The organism is Aurantimonas aggregata (genome assembly GCF_010500835.1).
Lineage (GTDB): Bacteria > Pseudomonadota > Alphaproteobacteria > Rhizobiales > Rhizobiaceae > Aurantimonas > Aurantimonas aggregata.
Map to the genome: position 1 here is coordinate 135,893 of NZ_JAAAMJ010000008.1, position 22,546 is coordinate 158,438.

General features: G+C 67.8%; 15 protein-coding genes and 1 tRNA gene. 13 read left to right on the plus strand and 3 right to left on the minus strand.

From position 1 onward, the window contains the following. The first annotated feature begins 24 nt into the window (after positions 1 to 24). From GTW51_RS12580 to GTW51_RS12615, 8 genes are all read left to right on the plus strand, one after another. Entirely contained in the window at positions 25 to 1,278 is a 1,254-nt protein-coding gene (locus GTW51_RS12580; protein WP_163044278.1) for a glycosyltransferase family protein, read from the plus strand. After that, the gene (locus tag GTW51_RS12585) at positions 1,275 to 2,435 is read left to right on the plus strand and encodes a glycosyltransferase family 4 protein (protein ID WP_163044279.1); all 1,161 of its coding nucleotides are present in this window, start codon (positions 1,275 to 1,277) and stop codon (positions 2,433 to 2,435) included. Before GTW51_RS12580 ends, GTW51_RS12585 begins: the two co-directional genes overlap by 4 nt. Continuing rightward, positions 2,435 to 3,625, plus strand: coding sequence for a glycosyltransferase family protein (locus tag GTW51_RS12590; protein ID WP_163044280.1), 1,191 nt, complete (start codon positions 2,435 to 2,437; stop codon positions 3,623 to 3,625). Before GTW51_RS12585 ends, GTW51_RS12590 begins: the two co-directional genes overlap by 1 nt. A 271-nt stretch (positions 3,626 to 3,896) precedes the next feature. Next, the gene (locus GTW51_RS12595) at positions 3,897 to 5,753 is read left to right on the plus strand and encodes a dipeptide ABC transporter ATP-binding protein (RefSeq protein ID WP_203566055.1); all 1,857 of its coding nucleotides are present in this window, start codon (positions 3,897 to 3,899) and stop codon (positions 5,751 to 5,753) included. Between the two features lies 1 nt (position 5,754). Beyond that, positions 5,755 to 8,463 carry an ABC transporter transmembrane domain-containing protein gene (locus GTW51_RS12600; protein ID WP_163044282.1) on the plus strand — a complete coding sequence of 903 codons (2,709 nt, stop codon included), beginning with the start codon at positions 5,755 to 5,757 and terminating at the stop codon, positions 8,461 to 8,463. 39 nt (positions 8,464 to 8,502) lie between these two features. Beyond that, on the plus strand, positions 8,503 to 8,976 hold the full coding sequence (locus GTW51_RS12605) for a cyclic nucleotide-binding domain-containing protein (RefSeq protein WP_163044283.1): 474 nt from the start codon (positions 8,503 to 8,505) through the stop codon (positions 8,974 to 8,976). Then, positions 8,973 to 9,827, plus strand: a complete 855-nt coding sequence (locus GTW51_RS12610; protein WP_163044284.1) for an MBL fold metallo-hydrolase — start codon at positions 8,973 to 8,975, stop codon at positions 9,825 to 9,827. Before GTW51_RS12605 ends, GTW51_RS12610 begins: the two co-directional genes overlap by 4 nt. Position 9,828: 1 nt before the next feature. Further along, entirely contained in the window at positions 9,829 to 11,064 is a 1,236-nt protein-coding gene (locus GTW51_RS12615; protein ID WP_163044285.1) for an adenylate/guanylate cyclase domain-containing protein, read from the plus strand. A gap of 9 nt (positions 11,065 to 11,073) precedes the next feature. Here GTW51_RS12615 and GTW51_RS12620 read toward each other — a convergent pair whose 3' ends face one another. From GTW51_RS12620 to GTW51_RS12630, 3 genes are read right to left on the minus strand one after another with little or no spacing between them, the layout of a single operon-like run. Further along, positions 11,074 to 12,228 carry an ABC transporter permease gene (locus GTW51_RS12620; protein WP_163044286.1) on the minus strand — a complete coding sequence of 385 codons (1,155 nt, stop codon included), beginning with the start codon at positions 12,226 to 12,228 and terminating at the stop codon, positions 11,074 to 11,076. Further along, positions 12,225 to 13,223, minus strand: a complete 999-nt coding sequence (locus tag GTW51_RS12625; RefSeq protein WP_163044287.1) for an ABC transporter permease subunit — start codon at positions 13,221 to 13,223, stop codon at positions 12,225 to 12,227. The genes GTW51_RS12620 and GTW51_RS12625 overlap by 4 nt, the downstream gene beginning before the upstream one ends. Further along, complete coding sequence (locus GTW51_RS12630) at positions 13,220 to 15,190, minus strand: ABC transporter substrate-binding protein (RefSeq protein WP_163044288.1); 1,971 nt, start codon at positions 15,188 to 15,190, stop codon at positions 13,220 to 13,222. The genes GTW51_RS12625 and GTW51_RS12630 overlap by 4 nt, the downstream gene beginning before the upstream one ends. A gap of 217 nt (positions 15,191 to 15,407) precedes the next feature. On the opposite strand from GTW51_RS12630, the gene GTW51_RS12635 reads away from it, so the two are divergent. From GTW51_RS12635 to mobF, 5 genes are all read left to right on the plus strand, one after another. Then, entirely contained in the window at positions 15,408 to 16,649 is a 1,242-nt protein-coding gene (locus GTW51_RS12635) for a glycosyltransferase (protein WP_246233050.1), read from the plus strand. Beyond that, positions 16,646 to 17,407, plus strand: coding sequence for a polysaccharide deacetylase family protein (locus tag GTW51_RS12640; RefSeq protein ID WP_163044290.1), 762 nt, complete (start codon positions 16,646 to 16,648; stop codon positions 17,405 to 17,407). Before GTW51_RS12635 ends, GTW51_RS12640 begins: the two co-directional genes overlap by 4 nt. A gap of 575 nt (positions 17,408 to 17,982) precedes the next feature. Beyond that, a tRNA-Ser gene (locus tag GTW51_RS12645) sits at positions 17,983 to 18,072 on the plus strand. Positions 18,073 to 18,157: 85 nt separating this feature from the next. Further along, complete coding sequence (locus GTW51_RS12650; RefSeq protein ID WP_163044291.1) at positions 18,158 to 19,705, plus strand: DUF6538 domain-containing protein; 1,548 nt, start codon at positions 18,158 to 18,160, stop codon at positions 19,703 to 19,705. After that, the gene (mobF, locus tag GTW51_RS12655; protein ID WP_163044292.1) at positions 19,705 to 22,476 is read left to right on the plus strand and encodes a MobF family relaxase; all 2,772 of its coding nucleotides are present in this window, start codon (positions 19,705 to 19,707) and stop codon (positions 22,474 to 22,476) included. Before GTW51_RS12650 ends, mobF begins: the two co-directional genes overlap by 1 nt. The last annotated feature ends 70 nt before the right edge of the window (positions 22,477 to 22,546 follow it).

The window sequence follows — 22,546 nt, forward strand, 5'->3', positions numbered from 1 at the left end:
GGGCGGCGGTGCCAGGAGTTTTTGATGCAAGCTCGGCCCCCCCGCGTCCTGATCTACAGTCATGACACGTTCGGTCTCGGTCATCTGCGGCGCTGCCGCGTGATCGCGCAGGCGCTGGTCGCCCACCGCCCGGACATCACCATTCTCATCGTCGCCGGTTCGCCGGTCGTCGGCTCCTTCAGCTTTCCGCCGCAGGTCGACTTCATCCGGGTCCCCGGCGTGGTCAAGTTGGGCGCCGACACCTATGCGCCGTCCAATCCGGGCCTCTCCCTCGAAGACCTCACCGAGATCCGCAGCGCGGTGATCAAGAAGACCGCCGAGATCTTCAACCCGGACATCTTCATCGTCGACAAGGAGCCGCTCGGCATGCGCGGCGAGGTCGAGGACTCGCTGAAGCTCCTGCGCCGCAACGGCGCGCGGCTGGTGCTCGGGCTCCGCGACATCATGGACGAGCCGTCGCGGCTGGTGGAGGAATGGACGCGCAAGGGCTCCTTCGCCGCCATCGAAGACCTCTATGACGACATCTGGATCTACGGCCTGCCGCAGATCTGCGATCCGCTCGCCGGCATCGGCGTGTCGGACGCGGTCCGCCGCAAGGCAGTGTTCACCGGCTATCTGCATCGCGCCGACGAGCCGTCCGGGGCCCTGCCGGAGCGCATCCGCCTCGGCGAGAAGCCCTACGTGCTGGTGACCACGGGCGGCGGCGGCGACGGGGCGATGCTGGTCGACTGGGTGCTGCGCGCCTACGAGAGCGACAAGGCGATCGGCGTGCGCGCCAAGATCGTGCTCGGCCCGTTCATGGACGCCGCCCTGCAGGCCGATTTCAAGCGCCGCGCGGCCGGACTCGACGAGGTCGACGCGATCACCTTCGCCGCGAGCATCGAGCCGCTGTTCGAGAACGCCGAGGGCGTCGTCGCGATGGGCGGCTACAACACGTTCTGCGAGATCCTTTCCTTCGACAAGCCGGCGGTCGTCGTGCCGCGCAGCCAGCCGCGGCTCGAACAGCAGATTCGCGCGTCGCAGGCCGAGGCGCTGGGGCTCCTGCGCATGCTGCCGGACGATCGTTTCGACGATGCCTCGGCCATGGCCGAGGCGATCCGGGCGCTGCCGACCCAGGCGCGGCCGAAGTCTGCCGCGATCGACGGCATCCTGGGCGGGCTGGAGACGATCTGCGCCCTCACCGACAGCTATATCGCCGCCGGCCGGGGCTCCGGCTCGCGGGGCGAATCCTGGGCAGGCAAGGCGCGGCCGTTGCTGCCGAGGACCGGGACGGGATGAAAGTCGCGTTCTATGCGCCGATGAAGGCGCTGGACGATCCGACCCCTTCCGGCGATCGCACCGTGGGCCGCCTGCTGGTCGCGGCCCTGCGGAAGGCCGGCCACGACGTCGTCGTTCCCTCGCGCCTGCGCAGCTACGATCGCGGCGACCCGGCGCGCCAGCGCCGGCTGCGCGATCTCGGCCGACGGGTCGCGGACAGGCTCGTCGCGCGGCATGCCGGGCAGGGCCGGCCGTTCGACCTGTGGTTCACCTATCACCTCTATCACAAGGCGCCCGACTGGATCGGCCCGCACGTCGCGGGGAGTCTCGGCATTCCCTACGTCGTCGCCGAGGCCTCGGTGGCCGGCAAGCAGCGCGGCGGGCTTTGGCAGCCGGGCTACGAGGCTAGCCTTGCGGCGCTCGCGCGTGCCGAGCTGGTGATCGGGTTCAATCCGGCCGACCGACCGGGCGTCAGGGCGCATCTGCAGCCGCAGACGCGCTATCTCGATCTACCGCCTTTCGTCGATACGCGACCCTTCGCGGCGGCGACCGGCACTCGCGGCGCGACCCGCGCCAAGCTCGCGGCGCGCCACGGGCTGGACCCCGCACTGCCCTGGCTGGTGACCGTCGCGATGATGCGCGACGATCAGAAGCTTGCCTCCTACCGTGTGCTCGCCGCAGCCCTGGCCATGATCGACACGCCACGCTTCCAGCTTCTGTTGATCGGCGCCGGTCCTGCGGAAGCCGCTGTCCGTGCCGCCTTCGCACCGCTCGGGGCTCGGGTCGCCTTTCACGGTGCGGCCGACCCTGACGCGGTTCCCGAACTCTATGCCGCCGCCGACCTCTATGTCTGGCCGGCCATCAAGGAATCCTGGAGCATGGCATTCATCGAGGCCCAGGCGGCAGGGCTGCCCGTCGTTGCCGGGCGGAGCGGCGGTGTCGCGGGCGTCGTCGAAGACGGCGTCACCGGCTTCCTGGCGGCGGCAGGCGACGCGGACGGGTTTGCGGCGGGCGTGAGGCGCCTGCTCGATCCGGCGACGCGGTCGGCGATGGGGCGGGCGGCAGCCAAGCGGGCCCTGGCGCATCACGATATCGATCGTGCGGCCGCACGCCTCGACGAAGCGCTTCGTACCGTCGTGGCAGCCGGTAACGCACCCCGGCAAGCGGTGGCGGTCTGATGCGCGTCCTGTTTCACGTCCAGCATCTGCTCGGCGTCGGCCATCTTCGCCGCGCCGAACTGCTCGTCGCGGCCATGGCCGCGCGCGGCATCGCGGTGACCGTCGCGCTCGGCGGCATGCCGGTCGCCGAAATGCCGTTCGCCGGCGCCGAGATCGCGCAGCTGCCGCCGACGCGGCTCGACGGGGCGAACTTCAAGGTCCTCTACGATGGCGACGGCAACCCGATCACCGACGCCTGGCGGGATGCGCGACGCGACGCGCTGCTCGATCTCTACGAGCGGCTGCAGCCCGACATCGTCCTCATGGAGATGTTTCCGTTCGGCCGCTGGCGGTTCCGCTTCGAGCTCGAGCCGCTGCTGGCGCGTGCGGCCCGCGACAGGCCACGGGTGAAATGCGTCGCCTCGGTCCGCGACATCCTGGTCGAGACAAAGCACCCAGAACGGGCGGCGCGAGGCGCCGAGATCGCCCGCGACCATCTCGATGCGGTGCTGGTCCATTCCGACCCGGCACTGTTCACCTTCGACGAGACCTATCCGCATGCCGCCAGCCTTGCCGACCGGATCCACTATACCGGCTACGTCACCGAGGCCGGCGATCGGCAAAGGGGGGCGCAGACCGGCGACGTGATCGTCTCTGCCGGCGGCGGCGCCGCGGCGGGAGCGCTGATGGCGACGGCGATGGCCGCGCGCCCGCAGACCGCGCTCGCCGACCGCGTCTGGCGCTTCTTCACCGGGCCGCGCTGCCCGGAGGACGTATTTCAGGCGCTGCGCAGCCAAGCCGACGAGCGGACGATCGTCGAACGTTTCGACCCGCAGTTCCAGGCGCGGCTCGACGGCTGCGCGCTGTCGATATCGCAGGCTGGCTACAACACGGTGATGAACCTCTTGCGGGCCGAGGCGCCCGCGGTGGTGGTGCCCTATGCCGAAGGGGACGAGACCGAGCAGGAGCATCGGGCGAAGCGGATGGAAGCGCTCGGACTGCTTGCGGTCGTTCCCGAGACGGCGCTGTCGCCGGAAACGCTCGCGGCCGCGATCCGGACCGCACTGGCCGGATCCGCCGGCCCGCGGCCGGCCATCGACCTCGACGGCGCGGCGCATGCCGCCCGGATGCTCGAGGCGCTGGCGCAGGGGGCGCTGGGCACGGCACCTGTCGCCGACGAGGGGTCTCTCAAGGGACTAAAATCCGCATGACTTGGCCGTGGCCCCAGTGCTATGCCGGCAAGGGTTGCAGCGCTCCTGCCGGTGGCGCGCGAACGGTGCGTTTCCGGTCCCGGGCCAGCCGGGCGGTGGCCGTCGCATGAACCACCCGCACGACCCGCGGCAGCCTTCGTTCATGGTCGGGGAGGGGGCCGTCTTGGCCAGCGACGCACCGGTTCTGGAACGCAAGAAGCGGGCGACGAGCAGCGGCCCCGCGGCCGAGACGCTCCTCTCGATCGAGGATCTGTCGGTCGAGTTCCGCTCCATGGCCGGGATGGTCAAGGCGGTGTCCGGCCTGTCGATGCGGGTCGGGGCGGGGCGCACCGTCGCGCTGGTCGGCGAATCCGGCTCCGGCAAGTCCGTCACGTCGCAGGCGGTCCTCGGCCTCCTGCCGAAGAGCGCCGCGATCACATCGGGGCGCATCCTCTTCCGCGATCCGGAACAGGGCGTCGTCGACCTCGCCGCCCTGTCGCCGCGCAGCGCGTGTTTCCGGGCGATCCGCGGCCGGGCGATCTCGATCGTCTTCCAAGAGCCGATGACGTCGTTCTCGCCGCTGCACACGCTCGGCGACCAAATCGGCGAGGTGCTGGAAGTGCACGGCCGCGCCAGTGGCGCCGAACTGCGCGAGCTGACGCTGGAGACGCTGCGGCTGGTGCGCTTCCCCGATCCCGCCCGCGCCATGCGGTCCTATCCGTTCGAGCTTTCGGGCGGGCTGCGCCAGCGGGCGATGATCGCCATGGCGGTGATCGCCCAGCCGGCGCTGCTGATTGCCGACGAGCCCACCACCGCGCTCGACGTGACGCTGCAGGCGCAGATCCTCAAGCTCCTGCGCGACATGCAGGCCGAGCTGAAGATGGCGGTGCTCTTGATCACCCACGATCTCGGCGTCGTCGCCAATCTCGCCGAGGAAGTGGTGGTGATGCATCACGGCCGGGTCGTCGAGGCGGGAACGGCAGCGGCGATCTTCGACGCGCCGCAGCACCCCTATCTGATCTCGCTGATGAAGGCGGTCCCCGATCTCGAGCCCGGCGAGGCGCGGCGGCTGAAGCCTATTCGCGAGATCAAGGTCGACGCCGAGGCGCTGATGCAGCGCGGCGACGACGCGGACAGTGTACCGCCCGGGGCGCCGCTCCTGACGGTCACCGGACTCGGCAAGAGCTTCTCGCTGCGCCGGGACCGGCGGCTCCTGTCGCGGGCGCCGGCACAGACCATTCATGCGCTTCGCGACGTCTCGATCACGGTCAAGCGGGGTGAATGCCTGGGTCTCGTCGGCGAATCCGGATCCGGCAAGACGACGCTCGCCCGGGCGATCATGGGATCCGTGCCGCAGACGACCGGCTCGGTCGTGCTGCATGGCGGACGCGACGGAAGCATGGATCTCGCGACCGCCTCGCGCCCGCAGCTCTTCGAGGCGCGGCGGCGGATGCAGTACGTCTTCCAGGATCCGTTCTCCTCGCTCGATCCGCGCATGAGCGTCGGCGCGATCCTCGCCGAGCCGCTGGAGATTCACGGCATCGGCACGGCCGGCGACCGGCGGCAGCGCGTCGAGCGGCTGCTCGCGGCGGTCGGGCTCGAGCCGCAATATGCCGGCCGCTACCCGCACAGTTTCTCCGGCGGCCAGCGCCAGCGGATCGGCATCGCCCGCGCTTTGGCGCTGGAGCCGGAACTCTTGATCTGCGACGAGCCGGTGGCGGCGCTCGACGTCTCGGTCCAGGCGCAGATCCTCAACCTCCTGAAGGACCTGCAGCGGCTTTGCGGCCTGACCTACCTGTTCATCTCGCATAATCTGGCGGTGGTGAACTACGTCGCCGACCGGATCGCGGTGATGTGCGACGGCGAGCTCGTCGAACTCGCGCCGCGCGAGGAGCTGTTCCGCGCCCCGCTGCATCCCTACACGCGCCTGCTGATGCAGGCGGTGCCGCACGCCGACCCGGCGAGGAAGCTGGATTTCGACCATCTGCCGGCGGTAGGCAAGATCGGGCAGCGGGACTGGCCGGAGCCGTTCGCCGTCGTCGAGGGCCGCGACAGGCCTTTGCTGGAAGCTTCGCCCGGCCATTTCGTCCGGGCGACCAATCTCGATTTCCTCGCCGCGTCGCCCGCCCTCGCCCTTACCGGAGGGTGAGATGGCAACGCGGGGGGACCAGCTCGACGAGAGCATCTTCGGCTATGTCTGGCGCCACACCAAGCGCCAGCAGCTGTGGCTGTTCTTCGTCCTCGCGCTGTCGCTGCCGCTCTACTACCTGACGCTCGACCTGCCGAAGCGGATCGTCAACGGTCCGATCCAGGGCGAGTGGGCGGCGGGCGAAACGCAATCGCTGTTCCGCTGGACGCCGACCCTGCCGGATTTCCTCGGCGGCGGCACGCTGCAGCTGTTCGGGGGCCTCGAACTCGATCGGTTCGGCATGCTGCTGGCGTTGAGCCTGACGTTCCTGTTCTTCGTCGTCGTCAACGGGCTCTTCAAGTTCTATCTGTCGAACTACAAGGGCCGGCTCGGCGAGCAGCTGCTGCGGCGGCTGCGCTACGACCTCGTCGACCGCGTGCTGCGGTTCCCCACCGGGCGCTTCAAGCAGGTGCGCGGGCCCGAGATCGCCTCGATGATCAAGGACGAGACCGAGCCGGTCGGCGGCTTCGGCGGCAGCGCCTTCGCCGATCCGGCGCTGCTGCTGAGCCAGGCGGCGACGGCACTCCTGTTCATCTTCCTGCAGAATGTCTGGCTCGGCGGCGTCGCCGGCGCTGTGGTGCTCGTGCAGCTGATCATCATCCCGCGCATGCGCCGCCGCCTCGTCGTGCTGGCGCGGGCAAGGCAGCTGACCGCCCGGCTCCTGTCCGGCCGGATCGGCGAGATCGTCGACAGCATCCCCTCGATCCGCGTCAACGACACGTCGAGCTGGGAGCGGGCGGAGATCGGCGGCCGGCTCGGGCGCATCCTGCGCATCCGCACCGACTTCTTCCGCTGGAAGTTCCTGGTGAACTTCATCAACAATCTTCTGGCCCAGACCACGCCCTTCATCTTCTATCTTGTCGGCGGCTATTTCGTCATTGTCGGGCGGCTGGACATCGGCCAGCTCGTCGCCGTCATCGCCGCCTACAAGGATCTTCCCGCGCCGCTCAAGGAGCTCATCGCCTGGGACCAGTTCCGCGTCGACGTGCAGTCGAAATACGCCCAGATCACCGAGCAGTTTACCATGCCGGACCTGATCGACCCGGCGCGACAGAAGGTGTCGCAGGACACCCCCGCCCATATCGAGGGCGACATCGCCATCGTCGGCCTCAGGATCGCCGACGAGGGCGGCAACGATCTCCTCGAGCCCACCAGCCTGCGGCTGGCGCCCGGCGAGGCGGTGGCGGCAACCGGTCCCGTCGGCGGCGGCGGCGAGTATCTGGCCGACGCGCTGGTACGGCTCGTCGATCCCGCCAGCGGGCGGATCAGCATCGACGGGCATTCGCTCGACCATCTGCCCGACTCCTTCGTGGGGCGGCGCGTCGGCTACAGCAGTTCGGGGCTCTATTTCGCGCAGATGTCGGTGCGTGACGCCCTTCTCTATGGCCTGCGCCACGCGCCGATGACCCGCCAGGAGGGTTTCGACCCGAAGGCGGCGGAGCGGCTGGCCGAGGCATGGCGGTCGGGCGACGCCAGTGGCGCCTCCCCCGAAGACTGGATCGACTACGAAGCGGCGGGCGTCGAGGGGCAGCAGCAGATGTCCGGCCGGCTGGCGGAGGTGCTCGACATCGTCGACCTGCGGATCGACATCGCCCGGTTCGGTCTGCGCAACCGGCTTCCGGCTGATCTCCCCGAAGACATCGCGCCACGGGTTCTGGCGGCCCGGGGGCGGTTCCGCGAGCGGCTTTCGGAAGGCGGCTACGAGGATTATTTCGAGACCTTCGATCCGGAGCGCTATTCCGACTACGCCACGCTGGTCGAGAACCTCGTCTTCGGCATCCCGCTGCCGGAGGCGCTGATGGGCAATCCTTTGGCCGAGCGCCCGCAGATGCGCGAAGTGCTGAAGCAGACCGGCCTCGACGTGATGCTTTTCGACATGGGGCGGCAGATCGCCGAGACCCTGATCGAGATCTTCGGCGATCTGTCGCCGGACAACCCGCTGATGGACAGCGTCGACCTGATGTCGCCGGACGAGGTGGACGACTATCGCACGGCGCTGCGCCGCACCGCCGGCGAAGGGCCGCACTCGGGCAAATACCGGCGTGCCTTCCAGGAACTCGCCTTCGGCTATATCGAGCCGCGGCACCGGCTCGGCCTGCTCGACGACCGGATCAAGTCGGCGGTGCTGGCGGCCCGTGCCCGCTTCCGCGAGAAACTCGAGCCGGACATGGCCCAGGCGGTTTCGGTGCATTCGCCGACGGCGCTCAATCGTGCTGCCAGCTTCCAGGACAATGTCCTGTTCGGCCGCGTCGTCGACCGCTACGCCGAGGCGGCGGCCAGGATCAACGAGGTGCTGGTCGCGACGCTATACGATACCGGCCTTGCCGAGGTGGTATTCGAGATCGGTCTCGATTTCGACATTGGCAGCGGCGCCAAGCGCCTCTCGGCCGGCCAGCAGCAGAAGCTCGCGCTGGGCCGGGCCCTGTTGAAGCGGCCCGACCTGCTGGTCCTCAATCGACCGCTCTCGGCCCTTGACGGGGACAGCCAGCAGGCGACAATTGCGCGCGTCCTTGCTTCGCGCGAGGCCCTTGGTGTCCCGCGGCAGACAGTTTTCTGGGTCCTGAGTCATGCAGATCACGCGCGCTTCTTCGACCGGACCCTGGAATTTCGCGCTGGCCGAATGACCATGATCGATGCCCCTGTCCCGCAGCCGGTCGACGAGCCGGCGTGACGCGATGGCGACCCCAACGGTAGATCGGAGAGGCCCGAATTGACGCTTTTGAAGTCTGAAATCGACCTTCTGCGATCCGTGCCGATCTTTGCCGGCATCGAGCCGGCGCGGCTCAAGCTGATCGCCTTCACCTCGGATTCGATCGCCTATCGCGCCGGGCAGGTCATCTGCCGCCAGGGCCAGCCCGGTGACGCGGCCTATGTGCTGGTGGATGGCGAGGCCGACGTCTCGGTGGCGACGGAAGCCGGGGACTACCTGGTGGCGACGCTCCGGTCCGGCGACGTCGTCGGCGAGATCTCGATCCTCTGCGACACCCCCCGCACCGCCACGGTGACCGCTCGCACCAGCCTGACTGCGCTCAGGGTGCGCAAGGAGTCCTTCCTGCAGCTTTTGAAGCAGTTCCCGGAGATCGCCGCCGAGGTGATGCGCGGTCTCGCCGAACGCCTGACCCACACCAACGAGGAGCTCGTGCGCGCCCGCAATCTGGCGGCGTCGAGAGGCGGCGAGGCTTGAGCCGCTTCGAGCTGACCATCTGGGGCGCCCGCGGCAGCATTCCGGCGCCCGCCGCCGCCAATACCCGCTTCGGCAGCGACACGAGCTGCGTCGAGCTGCGCTGCGGCGACCACGTGATCGTGCTCGACGCCGGCACCGGCGTCGTCGGCTGCGGCCGCAAGCTCTACAATGGCGAGGCGCGCGACATCGACGTGCTGCTCACCCATTGCCATTTCGACCATATCATCGGCCTGCCGTTCTTCATGCCGCTCTATCATGCCGGTACGCAGGTCCGTATCCATGCCGGGCATTTCGAGGACGACACGACCTGCCGGGAGATGGTCGAGCGCTTCATGTGCCCGCCCTATTTCCCGGTCACGCCGAAGCAGTTCGCGGCCGACATCAAATATTGCGACTTCCGGCCGCCCGACGTGCTCGACCTCTTCCCGGACCTGCGCGTGCGCACCGTTCGGCTGAACCATCCCAATGGCGCGGTCGGCTACCGGGTCGAGTATGGCGGACGGGCGGTCTGCTACATCACCGACACCGAGCACCGGCCCGGCGGCCTCGACCAGGGTATCATCGACCTCGTCGCCGGTGCCGACATCATGATCTACGACAGCATGTACACGGATGAGGAATATCCCAAGTATCGCGGCTTCGGCCACTCGACCTGGGAGGAGGGCGTGCGGCTCTGCCGTGCCGCGGGGGTGCCCCGTCTCGTCGCCTTCCACCACGACATCTCGCGCACCGATACCTGGCTCGCCGATCTCGTCGGGCGGGCACAGGCGGTTTTTCCGGGCACGCTGGTTGCGGAGACTGGGCTGACACTCGATATCGCTGAACGGGTAAGGATCGTGGAGGCGAGCTGAGATGAGCCTGACGCAACAGGTCGACGACTGGCTTCTGAAGGAAGCCCTCGGCAGGCCGCGGCTGGAAACCATCTTCGAGCAGCTTTGCCTGCGGCTCAACTGCATCGGCGTGCCGATCGCGCGGGCGCGGCTCAACTGGCCGACGCTGCATCCGCTGTTCCGCGCCGAGATGATCAGCTGGCACCGCAACCAGCCTTCCGCCATCCTCGACCATTTCCATCACCAGGACGCCAACACCGACGCGTGGCAGCGCAGCCCGCTGCGCTACATGCTGGATGCCAACCTGCCGGTACTGCGGCGCCGGCTGGTCGGGCCAGGCCGCACCCTCGACTTTCCGCTGTTCGAGGAACTCGCCGCGGAAGGCTACACCGACTATCTCGCCCTGCGGACCGAGTTCGCCGAGCCGGGCATGTTCATGGAAGGGCGGGCCGGCGGCATCATCGTGATCTGGGCGAGCGACCGGGAAACCGGCTTCACCGACGAGGATCTGCGGGTCCTGCAGGACATCCAGCAAACCTTCGCGCTGGCCTGCAAGTCGATCATCCAGTCGCAGATCACCAGCAACATCGTCGAGACCTATCTCGGCCAGAAGGCCGGCCGCAGCGTCCTCAACGGCAATATCCGTCTCGGCGGCGGCGCCACCACGCGGGCGCTGGTCTGGTATTCGGACCTTCGGAACTCGACGCGGCTGACCGGCAGCCTGCCGAGCGAGGCGTTCCTGCAGCTGCTCAACGACTATTTCGAATGCGCCGCCCGCCCGGCGATCCGCGCCGGCGGCGAGGTGCTCGCCTTCATCGGCGACGCCGTGCTGGTGATCTTTCCGATCGACGAGGTGACCGACCCGGAGGCGCTGACCGCCCGGGTGCTGGATGCCGTGGGCGAGTCGTTCAAGATGCGCGATACGGCCAACGACGTTCGCCGGGAAGCCGGCCTCGACCTGATCGAGTTCGGCATCGGCCTCAATATCGGCGATGTCGTCTTCGGCAATATCGGCGTGCCCGAGCGTCTCGCCTTCACCGTCATCGGCGCCACCGTCACCGAGGTCGAGCGCATCGAGAAGCTGACCAAGTCGCTCGACACCAACGTGCTCGCCAGCGCCAACGTCGCCGCGCTGGTGCCGGGTCGCTGGTGTTCCACGGGCCTGCACATGCTGAACGGCGTCGAGCGGGAGATGGAACTGTTCACCCTCTGCCCCGAGACACAGGTCGCGCTCGGCCTTGCCGCCGCAGCCGAGTGATCATCGCCGTCAGTGGTGCGGGTCGACCGCGTCGCGCAGCCCGTCGCCGACGAAGCTGAAGGCGAGCACCGTCAGCACCACCGGCAGCATCGGCAGCAGCAGCCATGGATACAGCGCCACCGCCTCGATGTTCTGCGCCTCCGACAGCAGCACGCCCCAGCTGGTGATCGGCGGCCGCAGGCCGAGGCCGAGGAAGGACAGCGCCGTCTCGGCAAGGATCATGGTCGGGATCGACAGCGAGGCCGAGGCGATCAGGTGGCTCATGAAGTTCGGCAGGAGATGCCGGAAGATGATCCGGCGCGGCCGCGCCCCGAGCATTTCCGCCGCCACGACGAAATCTTCCTCGCGCAGCGCGAAGAGCTTGGAGCGGACGGCGCGGGCAAGCCCGGGCCAGTCGAGCAGCGCCAGGATCAGCGTGATGCCGAAATAGATCAGCAGCGGGCTCCAGGTCACCGGGAGCGCCGCCGAGAGGGCCAGCCAGAGCGGCAGTTCCGGGATCGAGCGCAGTATCTCGGTGACGCGCTGGACGGCTGAGTCCACCCAGCCGCCGAAATAGCCGGCCGCCCCGCCGATGGTGATGCCGAGCAGGAAGCTCAGCGTCACGCCGACCAGGCCGACGGTCAGCGAGATCCGCGCGCCATAGAGGATGCGCGACCACATGTCCCGCCCGAGCCGGTCGGTGCCGAGCAGGAACAGCGTGCCGTCCTCGGGCGGGCAGACGAGGTGGGTGCGAGCCTCGACGAGGCCCCAGAAACGGTAGGGCTCGCCCTGGCAGAAGAAGCGGAGCGGCATCGGGCGGCTGGTGTCGGGCGTATAGACGCGCCGCAGCGTGTCGAGGTCGAGCTCGTATTGCAGCGGATAGACGAACGGCCCGACGAGACTGCCGTCGTGGAACAGATGCACCGATTGCGGCGGGGCGAAGATGTAGTCGGTATGGCGTGACTGCAGCTCGTAGGGCGCCAGGAACTCGATGAAGACGATCGAGACATAGCTGACGACGAGAAAGGCGAGCGAGACGACGGCGACGCGGTGGCGCAGGAAGCGCCACCAGATCAGCTTCGCCTGCGAGGCCCGCGCATAGGCGCCGGAGACGATCGAGCCCTCGGCAATCGTCGCCTCCGGGTCGAAGGGTTCCTGCGAGACGAAATGCGGCAGGCTGCTCATCGCGGCGTGCTCTTGCCCAGTCGGATGCGGGGATCGAGCAGAGCGAGCAGCACGTCGGAGACGAACATGCCGACGACGGTGAGCACGGCGAGGAACATCAGGAACGAACCGGCGAGATACATGTCCTGGCTGCGCAGCGAGGCGAGCAGCATCGGCCCGGTGGTCGGCAGCGACATCACCGCCGAGATGATCACCGACCCGGAGACGATCTGCGGCAGCAGCGTCCCGAGATCGGCGACGAACGGGTTGAGCGCCATGCGCAGCGGATATTTCAGCAGCAGCCGGCTTTCGGTCAGGCCCTTGGCCCGCGCGGTGACGACATATTGCCGGTTCAGCTCGTCGAGGAGGTTTGCCCGCAGCCGCCGGATCATGCCGGCGGTTCCCGCCGTGCCGATGACCAGCACCGGCACCCAGAGATGCGACAGGACCGAGCCGGCCTTGGCCAGCGACCAGGGCTCGTCGATGAATTCCGGCGCCATCAGGCCGCCGATCGAGGTGCCGAACCAGACATTGGCGAGATAGAGCAGGATCAGCGCCAGCAGGAAGTTCGGCGTCGCCAGGCCCAGGAAGCCGACGAAGCTCAGCCCGTGGTCGGCCCAGCTATATTGATGCGTCGCCGAGTAGATGCCGATCGGGAACGACACCAGGTAGACGAACAGGATGGTCGCCGCATTGAGCAGGATGGTCATCGGCATGCGCTCGCCGACGATGTCGGCAACCGGCTGGTTGTACTCGAACGAATAGCCGAGATCGCCCTGGACGAGGCCGCTGGCCCAGACGAGATATTGCTCCCAGAGCGGCCGGTCGAGGCCGTACTCCTCACGCAGGAAGGCGATCCTGTCGCCGCTGACGCTCTCGCCCTGGGCCTGCAGCTCGGCGATGTAGCTGGTCAAATAGTCGCCCGGCGGCAGCTGGATGATGACGAAGACGATGACGCTGATGGCGACGAGCGTCCAGGCCATGGTGACGAGACGCCCGCCGAGATATCGGATCACGAGGGATTGCCCGCCACTGCCACGGCCGCACAGTCGAAATAGAAGCCGTCCGGATTGTAGATGCCGAAATAGGCGCCCGGGTCGTAATTATACGTGCCGCGCACCGGGACGTTGTTCAGCCGGTTGGAGACGACGACGACCTGGTCGACCTCGGTGACGATGCCGATGGTGAAGACCTCGTCGGCATTGATCGCCAGCATCTTCTTCCAGATTGCCGTTCGCTCGGCCTCGTCGAGCGTGTCCCGCCACGCGCGCCGCAGCGCGATGAGTTCGCGGACACCGGCGAGCGCCGCGATCTCGCCGGGCGCTTCGCCGCCGCTGCCGCCGGTTTCCACCCACATGCCGTAGCCCGGCCATTGCAGCTGCTCGGCGGTCGCCGGCGCCAGTTCGCGCGGATCGGTCGCCGGCGTCGGCAGGCCGTTGTCGAGCCCGCTCCACACCGACATCAGGGTCGACCCCGCCTTGACCCGGTTGCGGAAGATCTCCCGCTGGGCCTCGCGGGTCAGAAGGTCGATGCCGATCTTTCGCCAGTCCTCGCGGACAAGCTCCAGGACGTCGCTCTGCTCGCTGCTTTCGCCGGCCGTTTCGACGACGATCCGCATCTCGCGCCCGTCGGGCAGGCGGCGCAGGCCGTTCGGTCCGCGCATCAGGCCGAGCCCGTCGAGCAGCGCGTTGGCGGCCTGCGGGTCGTAATTGGCCCAGCTGGTGCGCAACGCCGGATCGAAAAGCGGCGAGCCCGGCAGGACGGTGTTGGCGGCGGGTTCGGCAAGCCCATAGAAGATCGCCTTGTCGATATCGTCGCGGTTGATCGCCAGCGACAGCGCGCGGCGGAAATCGGCGGTTTCCAGCATCGTCCGCCACACCGGGTCGGTGGCGTTCAGATTGGGAAACAGCGTGACATGCGAGCCGCGCCCCGAGCGCCAGCGCCGCACCGTGTAGTCGCTGCGGCTCTCGCCGCGCTTCAGGAACGGGTAGTTCGGAAAGGCCAGATAGGCGGCCTGAAGGTCGGCCTCGCCGTTCGCCACCTTGGCCGGGATCAGGTCCGGATTGGCGATGGTCAGCGACACCTGGTCGATATAGGGGAGCTGCCGTCCCTCCTGGTCGACGCGGTGGAAGTACGGGTTGCGCTCGAAGATCAGCCGTTCCGCCGGCGGCTCGTTGGCGAGCTTCCACGGCTGGATGGTCGGCATGTCCGGATTGTCGTTGCGCTGGCCGCGATCCTTGTTGAAATGCAGCGCGACCCAGTTGCGCTGGCCTTCCGCCTCGACCTTTGCCTCGAGCGTTTCCGGGTCCTGATAGCGCTCGTGAAACTGTTTCAGGTAATGGGCCGGGCGGAAGATCTCGAAGGGGGTCGCCGCCGCCAACGCGGCGAGGAAGTTCGGGTTCGGCCGGCTCCATTCATAGCGGACTTCGTAGGGGCCGGGGAAGCTGACCTCTGGTTCCTCGCCGTCGACCAGCAGTTCGACCGGCACGCCGAATTTGGCGATCGCCGGGTTCTTCGCCATGTCCTCCCAGAAATAGCGGAAATCCTCCGAGGTGAACGGCGCGCCGTCGGACCAGCGCATGCCGGGGCGGAGGTGAAAACTGAAGACCCGCCCATCCTCGACATCGACCCCGGCGGCGATATCCGGAGCGATGGTGAAATCGGTGTCGTAGCCGACCAGGCGGGAATAGCCGAAGACCGGCAGGGTGCGGGTGTCCTTGGCGCTGCCGCCCAGCATCCGCAGCGTGCCGCCGAGCTGGTCGGCCGGGCAGGCGCTGTGGATCGGCATGACCCGCGGCAGCTCCGGCAGGCGCTCGGCGATCGGCGGCAGGCTGCCGTCGGCGACCGCGGCGGCGAGGCCGGCGGTTTCGACCGGGGCGGTTTTTGCGCCGGCCAGATCGGCAAAAGCCAGACAGATCGACAGCGCCAAGGCAGCGGAACGGCTACCCTGCCGCCGCGATCCCGCGTCTGTCGTCTTCCGCATGGCATCGTCCCTGTCGCATGGCCATTGCAGCAGTTAGCGGCGAGCCCGATGCGATTGTCAATCGACCGCAGGCCACGCCGACGCAGGCAAAACTGTCATATTTCCCAGGAGAGGCCGCGACTTGCGGCGCGCGCGGCAATTCGCCTAGATGCCGGCGCCTCCCGGCGTGTTCCCGCGTCGCTCAAGGGACGCGTGGACCGAACCGGAGACGCAGGCATTGGATGATCGGGCGCTTCCCGTCAAAGGGCGCATCGCGACCCTCGTGAAAGGTTACCCGCGCCTGTCGGAGACCTTCATCGCGCAGGAGATCGCCGGGCTCGAGGCCCGCGGCATCGAGCAGCTGATCGTCTCGCTGCGGCAGCCGGCGGAAGGGCAGCTGCATCCGGTGCATCGCCGGATCCGGGCCGAGATCCTGTATCTGCCGGAATATCTGAAGGACGATCCGCAGCGGGTGCGCGCCGGCCGCGACTTCGCCGCGCGCCAGCCGGGCTACGCCGCCGCGCGGCAGGCCTTCGAGGCGGATCTCGCCCGCGACAGGACGGCGAACCGCTATCGCCGCTTTGGCCAAGCCTGCGTCCTTGCCCGCGAACTGCCGGACGACGTTGGCTGGATCCACACGCATTATCTCCACACGCCGGCTTCCGTCGCCCGCTATGTCGCGGCGATCCTCGGCGTCGGCTGGTCGTTCTCGGCGCATGCCAAGGACATCTGGACGAGCCCGGATTGGGAACTGCGCGAGAAGCTGGCCTCCGCCGCTTTCGGCGTCACCTGCACGAAGGTCAATCTCGACCATCTGCAAGGGCTGGCCGCGGACCCCGAACGCGTCGAACTCGTCTATCACGGCCTCGACCTCTCCGAAGTCCGGCCGCCGTCGCCGTACGAGCGGCAGGGGCCGTTCCGCATCGTGACGATCGGGCGGACCGTCGAGAAGAAGGGGTTTTCCGACCTCGTACGGGCGCTCGGCCAGCTGAAGGATCGCGATTGGCGCCTCGACCATGTCGGGGGCGGGCCGCTGACCGACAGGCTGAAGGCGCAGGCGGCGCGCGCCGGGATCGGGGAGCGCATCAGCTGGCATGGCTCGCGCGAACGGCAATATGTCTTCAAGCTGCTGGCCGGCGCCGATCTTTTCGTCCTGCCCTCGCGCATCGCCCGCTCCGGCGACCGCGACGGCATGCCCAACGTGCTGATGGAAGCGCAGGCGCACCGCCTGCCGGTCGTCTCGACACGCATCTCGGCGATCCCCGAACTGGTCGAGGACGGCGTCACCGGGCTGCTCGTCGAGTCCCGCGATCCCGCCGCGCTCTCGGCCGCCATCGCCCGGCTGATGGACGAGCCGGCTCTGGCCGCGGCGCTCGCCGAAGCCGGTGAGGCGCGGGTGCGCGCCGCGTTTTCGCCGGAGCCCGGAATCGACCACGTCGCGGCGCTGTTGCGGCGCGCCGCCGAGCGCCAGGCCGCGTGAGCCGGGCGCTGTTTCCGCTGGCCGCCGCCGGGCTCGATGCCGCGCGGGACGCCGGCTGCCGGCTCGATCTCTGGTGGCGGGACGACGACGTCCAGGCGCCTGGCGCCGCGCTGGACCGGCTGCTGGCGCTGCGCCGCGCCGCGCAAGTGCCGCTGGCGCTGGCGGCGATCCCGGCCGGCAGCGGGCGCGCGCTCACCGACAGGCTCGCCGGCGAGGCGGACATCGTCCTCCTGCAGCACGGGTTTTGCCACGCGAACCATGCGCCATCCGGCGAGAAACGCGCCGAATTCGGCGACCATCGGCCGACCGCGGTGATGCGGTCGGAGATCGCCCGTGGCCGCCTGGCGCTCGCCGACCTGTTCCCCGAGCGCTTCCTGCCGGTCTTCGTGCCACCCTGGAACCGGATCGGCGCCGCATGTCGCGCCGCGCTGCCGGGGCTCGGCCTGCCGGTCCTGTCGGTGTTCGGCCCCGCCGGCGGCGGCGCCCCGCGCCAGGTGAACACCCATCTCGACATCATCGACTGGCGGGCAAAGCGGGGGCTGACGGCGGAAGAGGCCGATTCGGGCCTCGCCCGGGAGATCGCGTTGCGCATCGCCGCCGGCCCGGCGAGAGAGCCGATCGGCTTTCTCACCCACCACCTCCAGCACGACGCGGCGGCCTGGATGCTGCTCGCCGCGCTGCTTGATCTGCTGGCACCCAGCGAACCCGCCGTCTGCTGGCCGGAACTGCCGTCGCTTCTGGCGCCGTCAGCGCCATAGGCCGGCGCCGCGCGGCACGCGTCAATCGCCACCGGTGCTCGCCGTCAGCTCGCCCGGCGGTTGCGCCGCGCTGCTTGCGGTGCTCCCTGCGGCGCCTCCTGAACTCGTTGCGCCGGTCGGCGGAGGCAAGCGGGCTGCTGCCCGATCATCTCAGGGTGGCCAAGCCCCGCCTGTAACGGCCCGCCGATCCGTCCGCGGGGCCGAATGCCATCGTCCGGTCAGGCCTCAGCCAGGCCGTTCGACGCTCGGGACGGGAGGGACCATGACCGCGACCGCGACCACGGATCTGAAGGCGGGATACCGGCACGACGATACGGGCGCGTGGTCGAGGCAGCGATCCGGTCGATTCCTTCGGGTCTCAGGGGTTTTCTTGCTCCCAGCGCCCGCCATGCCGGCGCGGAGACGAACGATCGCGCCTTTTCGCTTGTGCCGAACCGCGCGCCTTTGCTAAGAGACCGGCGCGCTGACAGCGCCGACCATGCCTTGGCAGTTCGGCGGCGGATGCGGGCGGCCCTGGCCGCACCGGTCCCGCTTCCGAAGACACGATGCCGCCCGGACGACGCGGGCGGACGGCCGGAGAGGTGGCAGAGTGGTCGAATGCACCGCACTCGAAATGCGGCATACGGGCAACCGTATCGGGGGTTCGAATCCCCCCCTCTCCGCCAGTTATCCTCTAAGTCATTGAATTCAAGTTACGCCCTAAAGTGTAAGGGTTTCGCAATCGCCGCGTGGTACACAATGGTGGTACACATGGTGTTGCGAATGGCTCGTCCCTGGAAGCATCCGAAGAGCGGCGTCTACTATCTGCGGGTTCGTGTGCCGAACGACCTTGTCAGCCTCCTTGGGCATGCTGTCGAGAAGCAGTCGCTGCGGACGAAGGATGTCGGCGAAGCACGAGTTCGCTTCTCGAGAGCGATGGCCGACCTTGTCGAGCGGTGGACGAACCTGCGGCAGGGGCTCGTCCGCCCGACCTACGAGCAAATGAACGCCTACAGTGCAGACTTCTTCGACACCTACTGCAAGGAGATCGAAGGCGGCCGTTGGTCGCCGTTCTGGGATGATGCCCTAGGCCCAGTCGTCAGCCAGTTCATCGAGAGTCCTGATGATCCTGGCGCTGGCAGGGAGTTCAATCGTCTCTGTGGTCAAGAGATCACCGATTATTTTGGTATGCGAGGGATCAGGATCGACCCAGAGATGCGGGGCGCGGTCGATCTCCGGATCGCGAAGGCGATTGGTGAAGCACTGCCCATCCGTGCCGCACGGGTTCTCGACAACGACTACGCCGCGGGTTCTGCAGAAGCAAAATACCGCAATTCCTCTGCCGCGAAGCCGGCCCTAATTTTGGAGGCCGCCTTCGAAGCGTATGCGCAGATTGTGGGCTTATCGGCTGCCACCAAAAAGCGCTGGTTGCCGGCCCTCCGGACGCTGACCGCGCACAGCGGCATCAACGACCTTGCGCGGATCACCGAGACTCATATCGCCGACTGGATCGAATGGCTTCGCTCCGAGGGCAAGGCGCAGCGCACGATCAAGGACGTATATCTCGCCTCGGCCAAGGCGCTCTTCCGCTACTATGTCGGCGAGCGGAAGCTGGCGGCCAACCCGATCGAAGCCTTCAACGTCCGGGTGCCGAAGCGTCGGACCCTCCGTGGGCCCGGGTTGACCGACCAGGAAGTCCAGCTCGTCCTCAACGGAACCTTCCAGACGCCGCCGCAGAAGCTCGCGCCCTGCCACATCGACGCGAGACGCTGGGTTCCCTGGTTGGCGCTCTACACCGGGGCACGTGTCAACGAGCTGACGCAATTGCGGAAGGAAGACGTGTCGATGATCGACGGCGTATGGAGCCTGACCATCACGCCGGAAGCCGGTAGTGTGAAGAACTACAAGGTCCGGGTTGTTCCTTTGCATGATCATCTCGTCGAACAGGGCTTCGTCGAGTTCGCGCAAGGCTGCCAGCGCTCGACGCTGTTCTTCACCGCCCGTGGCAAATCAACCGGAGCTGCCCTGACGCCCTACAAGAAGATGGGCGAGAACCTTGCGGCCTGGATCCGCGAGCTGGGTGTCGCCGATCCGACCGTCGCGCCGAACCATGGCTTCCGCCACCGTTTCAAGACGGTGGCACGGCGCGTCGGCATGAGTCCCGAGATCCGCGATTTCATCCAGGGACATGCGCCCCGCACCGAAGGCGAGCTCTACGGCGAGTTTCCTGTCCCGGTGTTGAAGACGGCGATCGACCTCATCCCGGCTTGGGCCGAGACGTCGCTCGCACCGAAGCTCCAGAACGCCGGGCAATCCTGATGACTGCTACGTTTCATGCGCTTGGCGCCGGTCGCGACGCAGGCCTTTACTACGTCAGCGATCCCAATCGTGAGGCTCGTCCGCGCAACCGTGATGAGTACTACCTCGCCGATGGCGGCGGCGTGTGGTGGTCGACAGGTAGCAGCGTCGTGACGCACGCGGCCCCCATCGACAAGGAGAGCTTTCGCGATCTCTGCGCCGGCGTACACCCGCGTTCAGGCAAAGGAATTGTTCGCGGCTCCGGCGAGCGCCATCGCGCCGGCTGGGACGTGACGTTCTCTGCGCCCAAGTCAGTCTCCCTGCTCTGGGCCGCCGGAAGCGACGTCCAGCGTGCTGCGATCGAAGAGCTGCAAGGCAAAGCCGTCGAAGCGGCCCTTTCCTTTGTCGAACGCCAGGCACTTCTCGAAGTGCGGCTCGGCGCCGGCGGGACGATACGCGAGGCACCCACCGACATCATCGTCGGCCGCTTTGCCCATACGACATCGCGCGCCGGCGATCCGAACATCCACACTCATTGTGTCCTGATGAATGTCGCTGGATCCGCCGATGGCCGTTGGCGGACGCTCGAGCCGGACGCGATGTTCAAATGGACGAAGACGATTGGCGCTGCCTACCGCGCCGAGCTGTCCCGAATGCTTGTCGAGAGGGGATTCGTCTTGAGGCCCGCCGGTCGCGATCAGATCGAGATCGTCGGCGTCGGTGAGGACCTGATTGAGACCTTCTCCAAACGCTCCCGCGAGATCGAAGCCATCGTCGGCGACCGAGAGACCGCGTCGGGAGTCCGGAAGCAGCTGGCTGCGCTCAGCACGAGGCAGTTAAAGGAGATGCTTCCAACCGATGCCGAGCTCGAGGCACGCTGGCATGAGGAGTTCGGGCAGGCGCGGGAACAGTTGTGGGAGCAGGCGCTGGAGGCAGCTCGAGGGCGGGACCTCGCCCGGCAGCGAACTCCGACGGATCACCGCGGCGATAGAAACGGCCGAGATGGCGTAGACCCGGCCAGAGGCGACGGTCCGCAGCTCGACCCAATCCCCGTGGAGGGCTCAGGCCCGACAGCGCGCGGCGCCTCCTCCCTCCTGTCGCACCAGAGCGTCATCGATCGGCGCGAAGTGCTGCGCCAGTCACTCATCGAAGCCAGCCGCGAAGGCATAGGGATCGCAGCCGTCGAGGCGGAGCTCAAGGCCTTGCAGGCGGACGGTTCGCTGTTGATGCTTCAGGACGGCCGCAGTGCCGCGTGGACGACCGAGCACCTGATGGAGCGCGAGGCCGCAATGCTGAAGGCCTGCAATCGGGCCGACGAGCGCGAGTTCTTCAAGGCCGATGCCATCCACGATGCTATCGAGGAGGCCAGCCATCTTTCCGAGGAGCAGCGAGCGGCGGTCTTGGGCGCCGCAAGCCGGCACGGTGTGTCGCTGATCGAAGCAGGCGCCGGAACCGGCAAGACAACGCTTGCCAGCGCGATCAAAGCCGCTGCCGATCGTTCCGGCCTCAAGGTGGTCGGGCTCGCGCCGACCTGGCTTGCCGCCGACGAGCTGTCCAGGTCGATTGGCGTGCCGGCTCAGGCCGTAGCCAAATGGCGGTATGATCGGCAGGCTCAGGGTGGCGCGACGATGAGGGGCATGCAGGAGCTTCCTCCGCTCGACTCCCGTACGGTCATTCTCCTCGACGAGGCGGGCATGCTGGGCACGCTCGACATGGCCGCGGTTCTCACCGCGGCGGCGGCCGCAGGCGCGAAGGTCATCGCCTTCGGCGATCGCCGGCAGCTTGAGGCGGTTTCGCAAGGCAACCCCCTGGCTCTCATCGCCGAGGAGTTGCGGCATGTCGAGACGCTGACGGTCATTCGGCGCCAGCACCACGCTTGGCAGCGTTCCGCCTCCATCGCGATGAGCGAAGGCCGGTTTGACGAGGCGTTCAGCGCTTACCATGATCATGGCGCCATTCAGTTCGCTAAGGATCAGGTGACGGCGCTGTCCGAGACGATCCGCCACTGGACCGATCTTCGCGAAGCGCATCAGGACGACGTTGTCATCGTCACCCGGTCCAACCGCGACGCTGCTCTCCTCAACCACCTTGCTCGCCAGACGCTTCGGCAAGCCGGGACGCTTGCAGCTTCCGACATTCATGTTCGGGCGATCGATCGCCGCAACAATGCCGTGGCTTTGGCTCTCGCAACGGGAGACCGCATCCGCTTTGGTGCCAATTTGAAGGCGCTCGGCATCCGCAACGGCACGCGGGGGACCGTGGTCGCCATCGACAGCGAAGGCGATGCTGCCGATCCCATCGTCCATGTAGAGCTCGAGGACGGCAGGACCGTCGCCCTACGCTGGAGCGATTACGCGCCGCCACAGCGCGGCACCTCCGTTCGGCCGCTGCCGCGGATCACCCACGCCTATGCAGGCACGGTCTATTCGGTGCAGGGTAGGACGGCCGCAGCGGCGGTGTTTCATGTCGGATCGCGCACCGACGCACGCGAGACCTATGTTGCCATGACGCGGCACCGTGCCGACGTCCGGGTCGTCGTCGATTGCGATCGCCTGCTCCGCGAAGCAAGCAACGAGATCCTCGATATGGACGCGCCGGACACCGACAAGCTCGCAGCCCTCGTCGTCGAGGCCGAGCGCTTCGACGAGAAGCTCAACATCGCATCGTTCCGCCAGCGTCTGGCCGACCGCCGTACTCCGACCATTGACGTTGCACGCGATCGTAATGATGGTCTGATACCAACGTGCGCGATAGCTGACTCTGTAGGGGTTCCCAAGGCGGGCGAAGTCTGAATCGATGGAGGCAAACGGAGGTTTGCCATGGCTTCAGCGATCCCGCTTCGTTCCGATTTCAACGGACCCG

What these genes read in the sequence shown, in the direction of transcription:
- GTW51_RS12580 (WP_163044278.1), top strand. Translation starts at nt 25, where the DNA reads ATGCAAGCTCGGCCCCCCCGCGTCCTGATCTACAGTCATGACACGTTC.
- GTW51_RS12585 (WP_163044279.1), top strand. Translation starts at nt 1,275, where the DNA reads ATGAAAGTCGCGTTCTATGCGCCGATGAAGGCGCTGGACGATCCGACC.
- GTW51_RS12590 (WP_163044280.1), top strand. Translation starts at nt 2,435, where the DNA reads ATGCGCGTCCTGTTTCACGTCCAGCATCTGCTCGGCGTCGGCCATCTT.
- GTW51_RS12595 (WP_203566055.1), top strand. Translation starts at nt 3,897, where the DNA reads ATGGCCGGGATGGTCAAGGCGGTGTCCGGCCTGTCGATGCGGGTCGGG.
- GTW51_RS12600 (WP_163044282.1), top strand. Translation starts at nt 5,755, where the DNA reads ATGGCAACGCGGGGGGACCAGCTCGACGAGAGCATCTTCGGCTATGTC.
- GTW51_RS12615 (WP_163044285.1), top strand. Translation starts at nt 9,829, where the DNA reads ATGAGCCTGACGCAACAGGTCGACGACTGGCTTCTGAAGGAAGCCCTC.
- GTW51_RS12620 (WP_163044286.1), bottom strand. Translation starts at nt 12,228, where the DNA reads ATGAGCAGCCTGCCGCATTTCGTCTCGCAGGAACCCTTCGACCCGGAG.
- GTW51_RS12630 (WP_163044288.1), bottom strand. Translation starts at nt 15,190, where the DNA reads ATGCGGAAGACGACAGACGCGGGATCGCGGCGGCAGGGTAGCCGTTCC.
- GTW51_RS12650 (WP_163044291.1), top strand. Translation starts at nt 18,158, where the DNA reads ATGGTGTTGCGAATGGCTCGTCCCTGGAAGCATCCGAAGAGCGGCGTC.
- mobF (WP_163044292.1), top strand. Translation starts at nt 19,705, where the DNA reads ATGACTGCTACGTTTCATGCGCTTGGCGCCGGTCGCGACGCAGGCCTT.